Source organism: Rathayibacter sp. AY1C5, assembly GCF_002931705.1.
In the GTDB taxonomy this organism is placed as follows: domain Bacteria; phylum Actinomycetota; class Actinomycetes; order Actinomycetales; family Microbacteriaceae; genus Rathayibacter.
On the sequence record NZ_PSWD01000003.1, the window covers coordinates 67,272 to 80,645 of the forward strand.

A 13,374-nucleotide genomic window follows, 5' to 3' on the forward strand; every position below is an offset into this window, starting at 1 on the left:
CTCATCCACCACTCATTCGAGGGCCGGGTCCGTCAGGGCCCGGCCCTCGTTCTCCCCGGAGGCACGTCCGTGACCCAGGTCCCGCCGAGCAGCACCTACTCCTGCTACCGACACCCCGACCGGCAGAGCTTCGTGCGCTGCCAGCGGTGCGGCCGCACCATCTGCGGCGAGTGCCAGACGCCCGCTCCGGTCGGCGTGATCTGCCCGGACGACATGGCGCAGCAGCGCGCCACCGCGCCGCGCACCCGCGGTCCCCTCCTCTCCCGCGTGCGGGCCATGACCCGCGCCGACCAGCCGACGGTGACCTACGCGATCATCGCGCTCTGCATCGTGCTGTGGATCGTCGAGATCCTCCCCTTCGTCGGCGGGCCGGCGGTCAACGCTCTTCTGTACGCCCCCGCCTACACGCTCCCCGGCTTCGGCGCCGGCTTCGAGCCGTGGCGGATGCTCACCTCGGTGTTCCTCCACAGCACGTCGCTCTTCATCGTCATCCCGTTCCACCTGGTGCTGAACATGTACACGCTGTGGGTGTTCGGCATGGTGCTCGAGCGGATGCTGGGCCGCGGGCGGTACCTCACCCTCTTCCTCCTGAGCGGTTTCGCCGGGTCGGTGGGCGTCCTGCTCCTCGCGAACCCGCTGACCCCGGTGATCGGCGCCTCCGGTGCGATCTTCGGGCTGATGGGCGCGTACCTGGTGATCCTCCGGCATCTGGGCGGTCAGGCGTCGCAGCTGCTGGTGCTGGTCGGACTGAACCTCGTCATCGGCTTCCTGCCCGGGATGAACGTGGCGTGGCAGGCGCACGTCGGCGGTCTGGTGGCCGGCGCGCTCATCGGGCTGGTCTTCACGAAGACCCGGCAGCGCGCCCAGCGGCGCACGCAGAACCTCCTCGTCGGGCTCATCGGAGTCGGACTGGTCGCGATCACCGCCGGCGCCTACGTCCTCGGCTGATCCCTCCCCCTCCCGCAGCGGCGGGTCCGGCAGTGCCTCGCGCACTCCCGGGCCCGCCGCTTCGTCGTTCCCGCGGTGACCGTCTCCACCGCTGTCCACAGGTGCTCTCAACAGGTGGGGAGGAAGTTATCCACAGAGTTGTTAACACTGGGGAGAACGTCCCGGGTGTCCTCCTCGGGAGGACGATCCGGGGACGGCGGCGCGTCCGAGAACCGGCGGGCTGGTGCCGATCGGGGCCCTCCGCGCCTCGAGCAGGCCAGCGCGGCGGAGACCGCGGAGTTCTCCACAGGAGATTCCACAGCTGGGGATAATTACAGCGGTGTAGTTCTCCGGCGGACGGCCACCAGGGCCGTCGCCTCACGGTCGTCGTCGCGGTGCAGCGAGGTGGCGAACCCGGCCGCCTGGAACGCCGAGGCACTCGCCGCGGCCTGATCCGCGCCGACCTCGATCACGACGACGCCGTGGGGTGCGAGCCACGCTCCCGCCTCCTGAGCGATGCGGCGGTGCAGGGCGAGCCCGTCCGACCCGCCGTCGAGCGTGAGCATCGGCTCGTGCACCCGGGCCTCCGGCGGCATGAGCGCGATCGCGGCGGTGGGGACGTAGGGGGCGTTGACGACGACGACGTCGATCCGCCCGCGCTCGCTCCCGGGGAGCGCGTCGAAGAGGTCGCCCTCGTGGACGTCGCCGCGGCCTGCGAGCGTGCGGCGCGCGCAGGCGACGGCGGCGGGGGAGAGGTCGGCCGCGAGCAGGCGGACGTCCGGCCGCTCCTCGGAGATCGACCGGGCGAGGGCGCCGGATCCGCAGCAGAGGTCGAGCACCACGGCGCCGTCCGGGAGGATCTCCAGGGCGCAGTCGACCAGCCATTCGGTGCGCATGCGGGGCACGAAGACGCCGGGTGCGACGGGGACGCGCAGGCCGCGGAAGGCGACCCAGCCGAGGATCTGCTCGAGGGGCTCGCCCGTCTCGCGGCGCCGGAGCAGCAGCTCGAGGTCGGAGGAGGAGTCGGCGGCCTCCTCGAGCAGGCCCGCCTCCTCCTCGGCGAAGACGCAGCCGGCGGTGCGCAGACGCTCCACCGACGACGAACGCCCCGTCGGCGGACCGGACGGGGCGTCGTTCACGACTGGGGGAGGCTCAGCGCCAGCGCGTCGTCATCAGGAAGCCGATGAACGCGATGCCGAAGCCGATCAGGATGTTGAGGTTGCCGAGATCGGGGATCGGCAGGGTGCCCTGGCTCACGTAGAAGACGATGATCCAGGCGAGTCCGAGCAGCATGAAGCCGAACATCACCGGCTTGAACCAGACCGGATTCGGTGCGTTCTCGCCGGTCCGGGCCTCGTCGCGCTCGGGCTTCGGGCTCTTCGTCGCTCGTGCCATGCCGACCACTGTACCTCGCGGAGGCTCCGGGCCGGGAGCACTGGGGCTGCGCGGGTGCTGTGCGGACTCGCGGAGCGGCCGGTGCAGGCGCTCGAGTGGTCCCATCGGCCCTCCTCAGGCGGCGACTCGGGAGGGCTCTCCACAGGTCCGGATCATGCGCCACAGCCGGTCACGGCTCGCGCCTAGACTCGTCGCATGACCGCCCAGAACCCCGACGGGGCGGCTCTGCGGCCGCGAGCGAAGCGACGGAGGGCCCGCCCGGTCCGACGACTCTCGTTCTTCGGAGTCGTCGGCGAGCTCCTGATGACCGCCGGCGTCCTGGTCCTGCTCTTCCTGGCCTGGCAGCTCTGGTGGAACGACGCGGTGATCGCGGGCCGGCAGACGACGCAGGCGGCGGAGCTCCGCGAGACCTGGGGCGACTCCTCTCCGGCCCCGCAGCCGACCGAGGCCGCCCCGGCGGAGCCGGTCGTCGCGTCGGTCGCCGCCCTCGACACCTCCTTCGGCAACCTCTACATCCCCCGCTACGGCGAGGGGTGGGTGCGCACGATCGCCGAGGGCATCGACGCCGAGAACGTGCTCGACGAGGGGAGCATCGGCCACTACCCCGGGACGCAGATGCCCGGCCAGGCCGGCAACTTCGCGCTCGCCGCGCACCGCAGCGCGTACGGCGGAGGCATGCACTTGATCGACGAGCTCCAGCTCGGCGACCCGATCTACATCGAGACGGCGGACGGCTGGTACACCTACCGCTTCCGCAACCTCGAGTACGTCCAGCCCTCCGACGTCCAGGTGATCGACCCGGTCCCGTGGACTCCGGACGCGGCTCCGACCGACCGCCTGATCACGCTGACGAGCTGCAACCCGCTCTACTCGACGGCCGAGCGGATCATCGCGTACGGCGTCTTCGACTCGTTCCAGCCGCGGTCCGCGGGCGCCCCCGCCGAGATCGCCGCCTCGCTGGCTCAGGAGGGCTGACCGTGTACGCAGCGCTGTGGCGTCTTCTGCCCGGGCCGTGGTGGGTCCGGCTCCTGATCGTCCTCGTCCTCGTCGCGGCGGTCCTGGTCGCGCTCGACGAGTGGGTGTTCCCCTGGGTGCAGTCGCTCGTGCTCGACCGGAACGTGACCGTCGGCTCGTGACCGCCGGCGCGGCCCCGCGGATCCTGGTCGTCGACCACCACGACAGCTTCGTCTTCACGCTCGTCTCGTATCTCCGCGAGCTCGGTGCCGAGGTCGACGTGGTCGAGGGCGACGACCTCGGCACGACGGCGCTCCTGGCTCGCGCGGAGGAGGCGGACGGAGTCCTGGTCTCACCCGGGCCGGGCCGTCCCGGGGACGTCCCCGCGTCGACGGCGCTCGTGCAGCGGGCGGAGGCGACCGGGCGGCCGCTGCTCGGAGTCTGCCTCGGCCACCAGGTGCTCGCCCACGCTCTCGGCGCCCGCGTCACGGAGGCGCCGGAGCTGCTGCACGGCCGGACGTCCGCGGTCCTCCACGACGGAGATCCGCTCTTCGACGGCCTGCCCTCCGGATTCGCCGCGATGCGGTACCACTCGCTCGCGGTCGACGGTGAGAGCCTTCCCGAGGAGCTGCGGGTGACGGCGCGGACACCGGAGGGAGTGGTCATGGCCGTCCGGCACCGGAGTGCTCCGCTCGTGGGCGTGCAGTTCCATCCGGAGTCGGTCCTCACCGAGGGCGGGCGGCGCCTTCTCGAGAACTGGCTGCGCGAGGTGAGGCCGGGCGGCGCCTTCTCGAGAACTGGCTGCGCGAGGTGAGGCCGGGCGGCGCGTCCGTATCGGCCGACGACACGCCCGGACTCTCGCTCCCGGCTCGATGAATTGGAATTCGCCGGGCTTATCGGGCTCGTTATCGAGTCGAGAGCATTGAGAATGATCAGCGACCACCGTCCCCCGAACGGGGATGCCGCCCTGAGTGCGTTCTCACGTAGAAATCCGCCATCTGACGGCTAAATGACGGCGGGCGGAGGAGAACGCCGCGACAGGGTATGAGCGTGACCTTGTCCACCCCCTTGCGCACCCCCCGATCAGGTGGCGGGATTTGACGGGCTCCCGGCGGAGGATGCGGCCCCTTTTCGCTGCATAATCAGAGGGCGTCGACAGGGGGTCGGCGCCACAAGAGAAGTCCGGGGGGACCAGATGGTCGCATCGATCTCCTGGGCTTTCTCGGGAATCCGAGAGCTCGAGAATCTCGGACCGCGCATCGTCGTCAAACCCGGCACCGTTCCGAGCATCACCGGTTCGGGATTCGGCACCGCCGATCTGAGCGTCGTGCTGATGACGGTCTCGCCTCTGCGCGTCCTCCGCGGGACGTGGCCGGCCGACGACACCTCCTTCCTCACTTTCAGCTTCCTCATCGACGGCTTCGTGCGCATGGTCGCCCCGGACCGAACGGTGCTGCTGCGTCCGGGCTCGATCTCGTACCAGCAGGGGACGACGACGTTCACGACCGAGTCGACGACTCCGGCCACGATCCTCCACCTCTCGCTGCGCGCCGACGAGATGCGCCGCTACGGCTTCGACACGTCGGCCCCGGTCTACGCGCTCGACCCCGACGCCCGGTCCACCCGCGCCGCGTACGCCTTCACGACCGCCTTCGCCCTCGCGGCGGAGTCGGGGACGGGGCTGCCCGGCGAGGGCGAGGTCACCGGCTTCGCCCACGTGGTCAAGCAGCTCCTCACCAGCGCGTTCCTCGCGGCGGCGAGCTCGCAGCCCGGCACCACGAGCGTGCGAGCCGCCACGCTCGGGCGCGCGCGCACGGTCATCGACCGGACGCACCGCACGCCGCGCTGCACTCCGGAGGCGGTGGCCGACGCGGTCAACGTGTCCACCCGCTCCCTCCAGCGGCTCTTCGAGGATGCGGGCACCACGGTCGCGAGCGAGATCGAGCGATCCCGGGTCGCCAGCGCCGTGGAGCTCCTGCGCCGCCGCCCGCGGGAGGTCCCGCTCGAGGCGATCGCCGCCGCGTCCGGATTCTCCTCGGCGGACCACCTCCGCCGTGCGCTCAAGCGCCGCGAGGGGCTCACCCCGAGCGACATCCGCGGCAGGATCGCGCGCCCCGCCGATGGATCGGCAGCCGGCGAGGTCGTGCGGCTCCAGCCCCCGCTCGCCGACGCGCGCAGGGCCTAGCCGTTCAGCTCGGGGCCGTCGGCCCCCGTGGAGCATCGAACCCGACGAGCAACGTCCGGACGAGCCCTTCTCGGCGCGCAGAGCAGCGACCCGGCCTCCACCGGGCACCGTCGGCCGACGCCGCAGCCGCAGCGGGCTGCAGGCCGGGTCAGCCCGCGCAGTAGCCGAGCTGGACGGTCGATCCCTGCGGGACGTCGCCCGGAGCCAGGGACTGAGTCGTGATGGGCGGGTTCGCCCGGGTCGCGTCGCAGGTCTCGTCCGGGACCTCGACCCCCACGAGCTGCAGCTTCTCGGAGGCGAGGGTGGCCAGCGCGCTGCTGAGGGACGTCCCGACGAGGTCGGGGAGCGTGACCTGGCCGGAGGAGACCGTGAGGTCGACCGGCGTGCCCGGGGCGACCTGCTGTCCCGCTCCGGGGGAGGCGGAGAGCACGACGTCGCCCGGGACGGTCGGCGAGTTCTCGCGGGTCTGGGAGCCCTCGACGAAGCCGACGGCGGTGAGCGCGTCGATGGCCTCGGCGAGGCTCTGCCCGACGGTGTCCGGCACGGCGACGGGCTGCGGGCCCTGGGACACGACGATGCGGATGACCGTCTCGGGTGCGACGATCGTGCCCGAGCCCGGATCCGTGCGGATCACCTCGCCCTCGGGGACGGTCGAGCTGTACTCCGCGACCTGGCTCGGCACGAGATCGAGCTCGGTCAGGGTCGACTGCGCGCTGTCGTAGGTGGTCTCGGTGAGGGTGGGGACCTCGCGCGACTGCGACGGCAGCGTCGACGCGGGCTGGAGCGTCAGCACCCAGATCACGAGTGCGGCGACGATCACGGCCAGCACGACGATCGAGGACCAGATCCAGAGGACCGGCGGGCGGCGCTGGGTGCGGACGATCGAGTTGTCCTCGGCCAGCTGGCGGAGGGCGAGCTCGGAGTCGTTGACTCCGCCCTGGCTGCGGGCCGCGAAGAGCGAGGTGGTCAGCTCGTCGATCGGGCGGTGGTCGGGGAGGCGTCCGGCGGCGGCGTCGCGCAGGTCGTCGCGGAACTCCGCAGCTCCCTGGAAGCGCTCGTAGCGGTCCTTCGACAGTGCTCGGGCGACGACCGCGTCTAGTGCGGGGGTGACGGCCGGGTTGATGGAGCTCGGCGCCGGCGGCGTCTCGCTGACGTGCTGGTAGGCGACGGCCACCGGGGTGTCGCCGCGGAAGGGCGCACGGCCGGTGAGGAGCTCGAAGAGCACGATGCCGGCGGAGTAGAGGTCGCTGCGGGCGTCGACCTGCTCGCCCTTCGCCTGCTCGGGGGAGAAGTAGGCCGCGGTGCCGAGGATCGCCGTGGTCTGAGCGACCGTGGCGGCGGAGTCGGAGACGGCGCGGGCGATCCCGAAGTCCATCACCTTCACCTGGCCCGACGGGGTCAGCATGATGTTGCCGGGCTTGATGTCGCGGTGGACGACGCCTGCGCGGTGCGAGTACTCGAGGGCGGTGAGGATGCCCTCCGTGATGCGGACGGCCTCGTCCACGTCGAGGGGGCCCTCGGCGATCAGGTCCTTGAGGAGGCGGCCCTCGATGTGCTCCATGACGATGAAGGGCCGGCGCGACTCGGCGCCGTTGTCGTCGAGCGAGACCTCCTCGCCCGCATCGAAGACCCGGACGATCGTGGGGTGCGACATGCGCGATGCGGACTGCGCCTCCTGGCGGAACCGCAGGCGGAAGGCGGAGTCGGAGGAGAGGGAGAGCTTCAGCTCCTTGATGGCGACGGTGCGGCCGAGCCGGGTGTCGGTGCCGAGGTACACCTCGGACATCCCGCCGCGGCCGAGCCGGGGCCCGACCTGGTACCGTCCCGCGATCAGGCGACCCTCATCCGTCACGCGCACGCTCCCGCCCTGTACTTCCGTGTGGTGCGGCCCCGAGGAGCCACGGCAAGTGTACCTATGGGCCCCTGGTGTTCCGGGCGGGGGCGCGACGCGACGGCCGCGAGGCGCCGGGCCGGAGCGGTGCCCCGGCCCGGCGCGCCGCCGCTACTCGGAGGGGGTGGGCGTCGAGGTGGCCTTCGAGGTGGGCGTCGGCGCCGGGGTCGGAGCCGGTTCCTCGACGGTGACGGAGAGGGTGGGCGAGGCCGCCGACTCCGACTCGCCGCAGAGCACGGTGTACGTGACGTCGATCGTGCCGGCCGTGGTGCCGGCCTGGATCGTCGCGGTCGTCGAGTTCGACGGGTTGGTGCTCGTCACGTTCGCGCCCTCACCGGTCGCGGTCACCCGGTAACCGCTCACGGAGGTTCCACTCGGGCACTGGTTGTAGTTGCTCCAGGTGACGTTGAACGTCGCGCCCGCCTCGACGCTGGAGGCGGCGGGGGTGACGGTCGGCACGGCGGTCGGTGCGTCCGGAGTCGCGACGTCGGTGAAGACGGAGACCTCGATGGTCGTGCCCTTCACCACGTTCGCGGTGGGGTTCACGTCCTCGACGAGTCCGACCTGCTCGGCGGTGGGGGCGCTCGGGCCGTCCGCCCGGCGGACGCCCATGCCCAGGGCCTCGAGCTCGGTCTCGACGTCGTCGAAGGAGCGCCCGACGTAGTCGGCCTTGTCGATGACGACCGTGTTGGAGGTCGGCGTCGGCGTGGGGCTCGGAGTCTCGGACGGCGTCGGCGACGGGGCCGTGCTGGTCGGCGCGGTGGGGGAGGCGGCCGGGTCGCTGCTCCCGCCGGTCGTCAGGGCGAAGATCGTGCCCGCGATGACGACGGCGAGGATCACGATGAGGGCGATCAGCGGCCAGGTCCAGGGGCTGCGGCGACGCGGCTCCTCGGCCGGCTCGAGCGGCTCCTCGATCGGCACGAACGGAGCGGCGGCCGCGGCCGCGGGCGCGCCGGAGGGCAGCACCGTGGTCGCCTGCGTCGCGCCCTGGTTGGAGGGGAGGACCGTGGTCGCCTGCGTCGCGGGCAGGTCGCTGAGGACCGCGGGGACGGCCAGCGCCGCTCCGCGCACGTCGCCCGAGCGCAGCGCCTGGGCCGCCCGCGCGAGGTGCGCGGCGGTGGCGGGGCGGTCGGCCGGCTTCTTGGCGATGCAGGAGTAGACGAGGTTGCGCACCGGCTCCGCGACCGTGACCGGCAGCTCCGGCGGGGTGTCGTTGATCTGCGCCATCGCGATGGCGACCTGCGACTCGCCCGTGAAGGGGCGGCGCCCGGCCAGGCACTCGTACGCGACGATGCCCAGCGAGTAGATGTCGGTGGCGGGGGAGGCGGGCTGGCCGCTCGCCTGCTCCGGGGACAGGTACTGGACCGTGCCCATGACCTGCCCGGTCGCCGTCAGCGGGACCTGGTCGGCGATGCGCGCGATGCCGAAGTCGGTGATCTTGACGCGGCCGTCCGGCGTGATGAGCAGGTTGCCCGGCTTCACATCGCGGTGCACGAGGCCCGCGGCGTGCGCGGCGTGCAGGGCGAGCGCGGTCTGCGCGACGATGTCGAGGACCTTGTCGGTCGAGAGGACGCGCTCGCGCTCGAGGACGGTCGAGAGCGCCTCGCCGGGGACGAGCTCCATGACCAGGTAGGCCGAGCCGTCCTCCTCGCCGTAGTCGTAGACGTTGGCGATGCCCTCGTGGTTGACCAGCGCCGCGTGGCGGGCCTCGGCGCGGAAGCGCTCGAGGAATCCGGGGTCGCCGAGGTACTCGTCCTTCAGGATCTTGATCGCGATGGTGCGGCCGATGACGAGATCGGTCGCCTGCCACACCTCTCCCATGCCGCCGATGGCGATCCGGGACTGCAGCTCGTAGCGTCCCCCGAAGGTGAGGCCTGTCGTGGGTCTCATTTGTTCAGCACCGCCTCTAGTACCTGTTGTCCGATGGGTGCGGCGATCAGGTTGCCGTACCCGGTCTGGCCGAGCCCTCCACCGTTCTCCACGAGCACGGTGATGGCGTACTGCGGGTCGTCCGCAGGCGCGAAGCCGGTGAACCAGAGGGTGTACGGGTCGTCCCCGCCGTTCTCGGCGGTACCGGTCTTACCGGCCACAGTGACGCCCCCTATTGTTGCATTCGTCGCCGCGCCGCCCTGGACGCTGGCGACCATCATCGCCTTGACGGCGTCCGCGGTCTGCGTGCTCACCGCCCGGCCGAGCGACTTCTCCTGGAACTGCTGCAGCACGCTGAGGTCCTGCGAGCGGATCGAGTCGACCAGGTTCGGCTGCATCACCTCGCCGCCGTTCGCGATCGCCGCGGAGACCATGGCGATCTGCAGCGGCGTCGCGCGCACCTCGTACTGTCCGAAGGCGGTGAGGGCCGTCTGGGCGTCGTCCGTCTTCGTCGGGTAGGTGCTCGCCTCGACCGACATCGGGATCTCGAGCTCGGTGTCGAAGCCGAACTTCTCGGCCTGCGAGCGGATCGCGTCCGCTCCCAGCTGCACGCCCATCTCGGCCATCGGGACGTTGCAGGAGAGCGAGACGGCGGTGGCCAGCGTGACCGTCTCTCCGGAGCCGCAGAGACCGCCTCCGGAGTTGATCACCTGCGACGAGGAGCCGGGCAGCGTGTACGACTCGACGTTGGGGAAGCTCGAGTCGGCCGTGAAGCGGCCGGACTCGAGGGCGGCCGAGGCCACGACGAGCTTGAAGACGGAGCCGGGCGGGTTGAGCGAGCCGCCGATCGCCCGGTTCACGAGGGGCTCGGAGGAGTCGTCGTTCAGCGCCCGGTAGGCGGCGAGGACGTCGTCGGTGTCGTGGGAGGCCAGCGCGGTGGGATCGAAGGTGGGCTTCGAGACCATCGCGAGGATGCGGCCGGTGGCCGGCTCCGTCACGACGACGGCCCCCGTGTAGTCGCCGAGCGCGTCGAAGGCGGCCTGCTGGGCGACCGGGTCGATCGAGAGCTCGACCGACGCGCCCTTCGGGTCCTGGCCCGTGACGAGGTTGTTGATCTCGTCGAAGAACTGCGAGTTCGAGGTGCCCGAGAGGTAGTCGTTGAGCGTGCGCTCGATGCCGGTGGTGCCCTGGTTCAGAGTGAAGTAGCCGGTCACGGCGGAGTAGAGCGGGCCGTTCGCGTACTGCCGCTGGAACTTGTAGAGGTCGTCCGACGGCGTCGAGGAGGCGATCGGCTGACCGCCGGCGAGGATCGCACCGCGCTCGGTCGAGAAGCTCTCGTAGAGGGTCCGCGTGTTGCGGCCGTCCTCGTCGAGGGAGTCGGCCTGGATCACCTGAATGGTGGTGGTGGAGAGGAAGAGGGCCACGAACATCGTCAGCACGACGAGGCTCACCCGTTTGAGTTCTCGGTTCATCGACGGATCACACCACCAGACGAGGCTGACTGCGGACTGTGTCGGACAGGCGCAGCAGCACCGCCACGATCATCCAGTTCGCCACGAGGGAGGAGCCGCCGGCGGCGAGGAACGGCGTGGTCAGGCCGGTCAGCGGGATGACGCGGGTGACGCCTCCGATGACGATGAAGCACTGCAGGGCGATCACGAACGAGAGGCCGACTCCCAGGAGGCGCCCGAAGTCGTCCTGCCCGGCGAAGCCGATGCGGAACCCGCGCGAGACCAGCAGGAGGTAGAGGCCGAAGATCGCGAAGAGCCCGGCGAGGCCCAGCTCCTCGCCGAGGCTGGCGATGATGTAGTCGGACTGCGGGACCGGCGTGAGATCCGGCATCCCCTGGCCGAGGCCCGTGCCGAGCAGCCCGCCGTGCGCGAGGCCGAAGAGGCCCTGCACGAGCTGGTAGCTGCCGCCCGGATCCGCCCCGTAGCGCTCGGCGCTGAAGGGCTCGAGCCAGTTGGCGAAGCGGTTGCCCACGTAGTCGAGCGTCTGGCTCGCCAGCAGCGCGCCGCCGAGGAACAGGCCGACGCCGATGAGGACCCAGCTGGTGCGGCCGGTCGCGACGTAGAGCATGACCAGGAACAGGCCGAAGTAGAGCAGAGCCGTCCCCAGGTCGCGCTGGAAGACGATGACGCCCATCGTGACCGCCCAGACCACCAGGATCGGGCCGAGGTCGCGCAGGCGCGGGAAGCGCATCCCGAGGACGGTGCGGCCCACCATCGAGAGGGAGTCGCGGTTGCGCACGAGGTAGCCGGCGAAGAAGACCGCGAGGGCGATCTTGGCGATCTCGCCGGGCTGGAAGCTCGCCACGTCGCCGATCCCGATCCACACGCGCGCGCCGCTGACCTCGCGGCCGATGAAGGGCAGGAGCGGCAGCAGGAGCAGCACGATCGCCGCGAACCCGGCGACGTAGGTGTAGCGGAACAGCACGCGGTGGTTGCGGATGACCAGCAGCACCACGATCGCCGCCACGACGGCCAGGGCGCTCCAGAAGATCTGCCGCACCGCCACCGACTCCCAGCCGGTCGCGCCGTCGGCGATGTCGATCCGGTAGATCTCGGCGACGCCCAGGCCGTTCAGCACGGTGGCGATCGGGAGGAGGAAGGGGTCGGCCGCCGGGGCCGCGAAGCGCAGCACGACGTGCACGGCGAGCACGAGCGCCGAGAGGCCGGCGCCCAGCGAGACCAGCGTGGTGTCGATCGAGCCGAGGGCGCCGAGCTGCACGAGCACGATCGCGCCGGCGTCGATGAGGCATGCGCCGATCAGGAGCAGGAGCTCGAGATTGCGCAGCTTCTGGCGGAAGAAGCCCTGCCGCTCGGGGGCGGGGCGGGCGGTGGCCGTGGCGGCGTCCGTCATGGTGCTCCGTTCGCGTCCGTGAGGCGCTCGACGATGTCGACCGCGCCGGCGTAGGAGTCGGCGCTGATCGTCTGCTCCAGCTGCTCGACGTCGTAGGCGCGGAGGGAGTCGAGCGGGATGCCCGTGTCCTCCTTCACCTCCGAGAGCGAGAGCGGGCCGACCGACTGCTGGATGCCCTGGTAGATGATCACGGTGTCCCCGTCGGTGCCGACGTAGAAGCGCGACTGCGTCCAGTCGTAGGCGAAGAGGATCCCGAGGAATCCGATGATGAGCACGAGGGACAGGCCGACGAGCCAGGTGATGCGGCGGCGCAGGTGCCGGCGGCGGTCCTCCTCGATCAGCTCGTCGAGGTAGTCCTCGGACGCGGGCTCGAAGTGGGTGGGGCCCTGCGCGGCGGGAGCCCGGGTGTGCAGGCGGAGGCCGGGGATCCGGACGCGGTTCTGCGAGTCGTCGGTGCTGAAGGGCGTGGGCGCGGCGGCCGATCCGACGACCACCGGCTCCTCCACGGGGGCGAGGATGCGCGCGGTGTCGCCCGCCCCGGGGATGTCGAGGACGACGACGGTGACGTTGTCCGGGGCGCCGTGCGAGAGGCTGTCGCGGATCAGGCGGTCGGCCACCTGCTGGGCGGTCTCGTCGCGGCTGAGCTCCTTGAGGATCTCGTCGTGCGGGACGACGCCGGAGAGGCCGTCGGAGCAGATCAGCCAGCGGTCGTGCGGCTCGGTCTCGAGCGTGAGCGTGTCGATCTCGGGGTTGGTGTGCACGTCGCCGAGGACCCGCATCAGGACGGAGCGGCGCGGATGCGTCATCGCCTCCTCCTCCGTGATGCGGCCGGAGTCGACCAGGCGCTGCACGAAGGTGTGGTCGGTCGTGACCTGCTCGAGCCGGCCGTCGCGGAGGACGTAGATGCGGGAGTCGCCGATGTGCGCGATCGCCACCGACTCGCCGACGCGGGCGATGGCGCTGACGGTGGTGCCCATGCCGGTGAGCTCGGGGTGGTCGACGACGGCGTCGGCCAGCAGGGTGTTGGCCGCCAGCAGGGTGCGCTTGAGCTCGTCCTCGGCCTCGTAGGTGGAGGCGTAGACGCGGTCCGCCTCCGCGATGCGCTTGATCGCGATGGAGGAGGCGACGTCGCCGCCCGCGTGACCGCCCATGCCGTCGGCGACGACGAAGAGCTGCCGGCCCGCGTAGCCGGAGTCCTGGTTGTTCGAGCGGATCCTGCCGACGTGCGAGACGGCGGCGCTCTCGCGCACCGCGCCGTGGCCGGAGCCGCTCTCCGGAGTGGGGGCCACGC

The 13,374-nt window shown here is 71.5% G+C and carries 12 protein-coding genes; 5 read left to right on the top strand and 7 right to left on the bottom strand.

The genetic code is table 11. The features are described 5' to 3' along the window. The first annotated feature begins 69 nt into the window (after positions 1-69). Positions 70-948 carry a rhomboid family intramembrane serine protease gene (locus C5C57_RS03950; RefSeq protein ID WP_104222668.1) on the top strand — a complete coding sequence of 293 codons (879 nt, stop codon included), beginning with the start codon at positions 70-72 and terminating at the stop codon, positions 946-948. Between the two features lie 311 nt (positions 949-1,259). Here C5C57_RS03950 and C5C57_RS03955 read toward each other — a convergent pair whose 3' ends face one another. Together C5C57_RS03955 and C5C57_RS03960 are read right to left on the bottom strand one after the other, a co-directional pair. Beyond that, positions 1,260-2,066, bottom strand: a complete 807-nt coding sequence (locus C5C57_RS03955) for a putative protein N(5)-glutamine methyltransferase (RefSeq protein ID WP_219812629.1) — start codon at positions 2,064-2,066, stop codon at positions 1,260-1,262. A gap of 13 nt (positions 2,067-2,079) precedes the next feature. After that, positions 2,080-2,322: a cell division protein CrgA gene (locus C5C57_RS03960; protein WP_104222667.1), complete on the bottom strand. Its 243-nt coding sequence runs from the start codon at positions 2,320-2,322 to the stop codon at positions 2,080-2,082. 195 nt (positions 2,323-2,517) lie between these two features. Between C5C57_RS03960 and C5C57_RS03965 the strand changes: the two genes are divergently transcribed. The 4 genes from C5C57_RS03965 to C5C57_RS03975 all read left to right on the top strand — a co-directional run bounded on the left by C5C57_RS03965 (position 2,518) and on the right by C5C57_RS03975 (position 5,461). Beyond that, positions 2,518-3,297 (top strand): class E sortase, encoded by a 780-nt coding sequence (locus C5C57_RS03965; protein ID WP_104232997.1) that lies wholly within the window; start codon positions 2,518-2,520, stop codon positions 3,295-3,297. A gap of 2 nt (positions 3,298-3,299) precedes the next feature. Continuing rightward, complete coding sequence (locus C5C57_RS17985) at positions 3,300-3,458, top strand: hypothetical protein (RefSeq protein ID WP_167299010.1); 159 nt, start codon at positions 3,300-3,302, stop codon at positions 3,456-3,458. Then, positions 3,455-4,090, top strand: coding sequence for an aminodeoxychorismate/anthranilate synthase component II (locus tag C5C57_RS03970; protein WP_104247541.1), 636 nt, complete (start codon positions 3,455-3,457; stop codon positions 4,088-4,090). The genes C5C57_RS17985 and C5C57_RS03970 overlap by 4 nt, the downstream gene beginning before the upstream one ends. Before the next feature lie 381 nt (positions 4,091-4,471). Beyond that, the gene (locus C5C57_RS03975; protein ID WP_104222664.1) at positions 4,472-5,461 is read left to right on the top strand and encodes a helix-turn-helix domain-containing protein; all 990 of its coding nucleotides are present in this window, start codon (positions 4,472-4,474) and stop codon (positions 5,459-5,461) included. A gap of 148 nt (positions 5,462-5,609) precedes the next feature. Here C5C57_RS03975 and pknB read toward each other — a convergent pair whose 3' ends face one another. The 5 genes from pknB to C5C57_RS04000 all read right to left on the bottom strand — a co-directional run bounded on the left by pknB (position 5,610) and on the right by C5C57_RS04000 (position 13,372). After that, positions 5,610-7,313, bottom strand: coding sequence for a Stk1 family PASTA domain-containing Ser/Thr kinase (gene pknB / locus C5C57_RS03980; RefSeq protein WP_104222663.1), 1,704 nt, complete (start codon positions 7,311-7,313; stop codon positions 5,610-5,612). A gap of 150 nt (positions 7,314-7,463) precedes the next feature. After that, positions 7,464-9,242, bottom strand: a complete 1,779-nt coding sequence (locus C5C57_RS03985; RefSeq protein WP_104247542.1) for a protein kinase — start codon at positions 9,240-9,242, stop codon at positions 7,464-7,466. Beyond that, complete coding sequence (locus tag C5C57_RS03990) at positions 9,239-10,693, bottom strand: penicillin-binding protein 2 (RefSeq protein WP_104232999.1); 1,455 nt, start codon at positions 10,691-10,693, stop codon at positions 9,239-9,241. Before C5C57_RS03990 ends, C5C57_RS03985 begins: the two co-directional genes overlap by 4 nt. A 7-nt stretch (positions 10,694-10,700) precedes the next feature. Continuing rightward, on the bottom strand, positions 10,701-12,083 hold the full coding sequence (locus C5C57_RS03995) for an FtsW/RodA/SpoVE family cell cycle protein (protein ID WP_104225777.1): 1,383 nt from the start codon (positions 12,081-12,083) through the stop codon (positions 10,701-10,703). Then, entirely contained in the window at positions 12,080-13,372 is a 1,293-nt protein-coding gene (locus C5C57_RS04000) for a Stp1/IreP family PP2C-type Ser/Thr phosphatase (protein ID WP_244229533.1), read from the bottom strand. The genes C5C57_RS03995 and C5C57_RS04000 overlap by 4 nt, the downstream gene beginning before the upstream one ends. Positions 13,373-13,374: the final 2 nt, after the last annotated feature.